The 2,469-nt window shown below is 70.4% G+C and carries 6 protein-coding genes; 4 read left to right on the top strand and 2 right to left on the bottom strand.

The annotated features are described in order from the left end of the window. A partial coding sequence (locus KME75_RS40890) for a sigma-70 family RNA polymerase sigma factor (RefSeq protein ID WP_219420361.1) occupies positions 1 to 532 on the bottom strand: 532 nt, incomplete at its 3' end. A gap of 377 nt (positions 533 to 909) precedes the next feature. Between KME75_RS40890 and KME75_RS40885 the strand changes: the two genes are divergently transcribed. Next, complete coding sequence (locus KME75_RS40885; protein WP_219420360.1) at positions 910 to 1,332, top strand: CBS domain-containing protein; 423 nt, start codon at positions 910 to 912, stop codon at positions 1,330 to 1,332. A gap of 132 nt (positions 1,333 to 1,464) precedes the next feature. On the opposite strand, the gene KME75_RS47690 is transcribed toward KME75_RS40885, so the two are convergent. After that, complete coding sequence (locus KME75_RS47690) at positions 1,465 to 1,701, bottom strand: hypothetical protein (RefSeq protein WP_504739537.1); 237 nt, start codon at positions 1,699 to 1,701, stop codon at positions 1,465 to 1,467. On the opposite strand from KME75_RS47690, the gene KME75_RS47685 reads away from it, so the two are divergent. The 3 genes from KME75_RS47685 to KME75_RS47330 all read left to right on the top strand — a co-directional run. Then, positions 1,592 to 2,095 carry a DUF6444 domain-containing protein gene (locus KME75_RS47685; protein WP_504739536.1) on the top strand — a complete coding sequence of 168 codons (504 nt, stop codon included), beginning with the start codon at positions 1,592 to 1,594 and terminating at the stop codon, positions 2,093 to 2,095. The genes KME75_RS47690 and KME75_RS47685 overlap by 110 nt on opposite strands. After that, positions 2,002 to 2,247: an IS66 family transposase gene (locus KME75_RS47335; RefSeq protein WP_372452768.1), complete on the top strand. Its 246-nt coding sequence runs from the start codon at positions 2,002 to 2,004 to the stop codon at positions 2,245 to 2,247. Before KME75_RS47685 ends, KME75_RS47335 begins: the two co-directional genes overlap by 94 nt. Beyond that, on the top strand, positions 2,211 to 2,469 hold a 259-nt coding region (locus KME75_RS47330; protein WP_372452767.1), incomplete at its 3' end, for an IS66 family transposase. The genes KME75_RS47335 and KME75_RS47330, both read left to right, overlap by 37 nt.

Here is a 2,469-nt window from a genome sequence, read left to right as displayed (position 1 = left end):
GCTCCACGAGGTGGACGGGCAGCCGGATCGTGCGCGCCTGGTCGGCCATGCCGCGCGTGATCGCCTGGCGGATCCACCAGGTGGCGTAGGTGGAGAACTTGAAGCCCTTGGTGTAGTCGAACTTCTCCACCGCGCGGATCAGGCCCAGGTTGCCCTCCTGGATCAGGTCGAGCAGCGGCATCCCGCGGCCGGTGTAGCGCTTGGCCAGCGACACCACGAGCCGGAGGTTGGCCTCGAGCAGGTGGTTCCGCGCCCGCCTGCCGTCGCGGACGACGGCCCGCAGGTCGGCGGCGTACTGGCGGTCGAGGTCGGCGCCCTCGGCGGCGACCCCATCCTTGCCGGCACTGTCGAGCATGTGCTGGGCGAACACGCCAGCCTCGATCCGCCTGGCCAGCTCGACCTCCTGGGCTGCCGTCAGCAGACTGATCCTGCCGATGCCGTTCAGATACACCCGGACGAGATCGGCCGCCGGGTTCTGGGCGTCGAGATCTTCTGCGGAAAGCTCGGCACGCTCCACGGAGCTGACCTCCACGGGCTCGGAGTCGGCATGCTGGGCTCGCGTCCCCCAGCACCCATCGAATACCCGTCGGTGCTCCGATGACACGGGCAACCACTCGCTCAACAGGCTCGGGTCGTGTTACTGAGCACGCTGAGACGGGTGAGGGGCGCCCACGTCGGGCGTACCAGGCCGGTCGCCCGCGCGACGCGTCCGAAACCCGCGGCGCGGGCGCGACCTCCTGGATCTGCACACCTGTGGTTCCGCTGAACGGTGAGTTTGTCGCACACGCCGGCGCAGTCCTCCACCTGTCGGCAGGTACGGCCTGACGCTCCGCGTCGCGCGTAGTGATTGAGGTTCGCGGCGGGGGGTAGCTCGCACGAGACAATGGACCGCAAGGAGGAGGAGCTCCCATGGCAGAAGCAACCGTGGCCGAGATCATGAGCCGCGACCCGGAAGCGGTCAGCGCGGACATGACCATCAGCGAGGCCGCGCGACGGATGCGCGCCGTCGACACCGGCGACGTCGTCGTCCTCGACGGTGATCGGCTGGCTGGAATCCTGACCGACCGAGACATTGTCGTGCGGGCCGTCGCCGAGGACAAGGACGGATCGACCCCGGTGCGCGAGGTGTGCAGCGGTGCAGGCTTGGCAACCGTCACCCCGGACACCACGGTGGGGCAGGCCGCCGAGTTGATGCGCAGCAAGGCCGTCCGCAGGCTCCCGGTCGTCGATGGCGATCGGGTGGTTGGCATCGTCAGCATCGGTGACCTGGCCGTCGAGCACGACGAGGCCTCCGCGCTGGCGGATATCAGCGCTGCGGACTCCAATCGATAGAAGGAGCGGCCGGGATCGCCGACAACACCCGCGCACCACCTCTACCAGCGGGCCCGCGGGGCCGGGGCTCGAAGCAACCCAATAGGTAACTGATCAGGTCTCCTGTAAGGCTTGATCGCCGGCATGAGATGATCATGGGGTGTTGGCCGGGGGTGGGCGTCCGTCGTATGACGAGCTGGCTGCCCTGGTCGGCGAGCAGGCGCGGGTGATCAAAGAGCTGGGTGCGCGGGTCGCCGTGTTGGAGGCCGAGAACGCCGAGTTGAGGCGCCGGTTGGGGATGACCTCGGTGAACTCGTCCAAGCCGCCGTCGTCGGACTCGCCGTTCACCAAGCCGGGGCCGAAGTCGTTGCGGCGCCGCAGCGGGCGCAAGCCGGGTGGGCAGCCCGGGCATCCGGCTCGACGCTGGCGCTGGTCGCCGATCCGAACGAGACGCTGCGGCACGAGCCGGGCCGTGTGTGGGTTGCGGCGCGGGCCTGGCCGACGCCCCGGAGGTGGGGGTGGAGCGCCGGCAGGTGTTCGACCTGCCGCCGATCACGGTCCAGGTGACCGAGCATCGGCTGATCGCGCGCCGCTGCTCGTGTGGGGCCACCACCTGCGGCCCCGCCCCGGGCGGCGTGACGGCGCCGGTGCAGTACGGGCCGCGGATCACCGCGATCATCCTCTACCTGTATGTCGGGGGAGTTCCTGTCCAAGAAACGCACCGTCCAGGCGCTGGCCGAACTGTTCGGCACTCCGGCCTCCGACGCCACCGTGGCGGCGATGACCCGGCGCGCCGCCGACGGGCTGGACGGGTTCCTCGGCGTCGTCACCGATCGGTTGGCTGAGGCCGAGGTGGCCGGTTTCGACGAGACCGGACTGCGGGTGGCCGGCAGGCTGGCGTGGGTGCACTCGCCCGCACCGACCGCTACACCTTGATCACCTGCCATCCCCGGCGCGGCCGCGAGGGCATCAACGCCGCCGGGATGCTCGGCCGGTTCCGCGGGGTCGCGGTGCACGACGCGTGGGCGCCGTATGACACCTACGCCGACGTCGAACATCAACTCTGTTGCGCGCACGCCCTGCGCGAGCTGGCCGGCGTCACCGATGCCGCCCCGCCGGACGCGGACTGGTGTTGGGCCACGCAGGCCGCAGACGCGC

It is taken from the genome of Pseudonocardia nigra (assembly GCF_019396355.1).
Taxonomy (GTDB): Bacteria; Actinomycetota; Actinomycetes; order Mycobacteriales; family Pseudonocardiaceae; genus Pseudonocardia; species Pseudonocardia nigra.
Note: the sequence above shows the minus strand (reverse complement) of the source record. Positions and strands in the feature narration are given on the sequence as shown.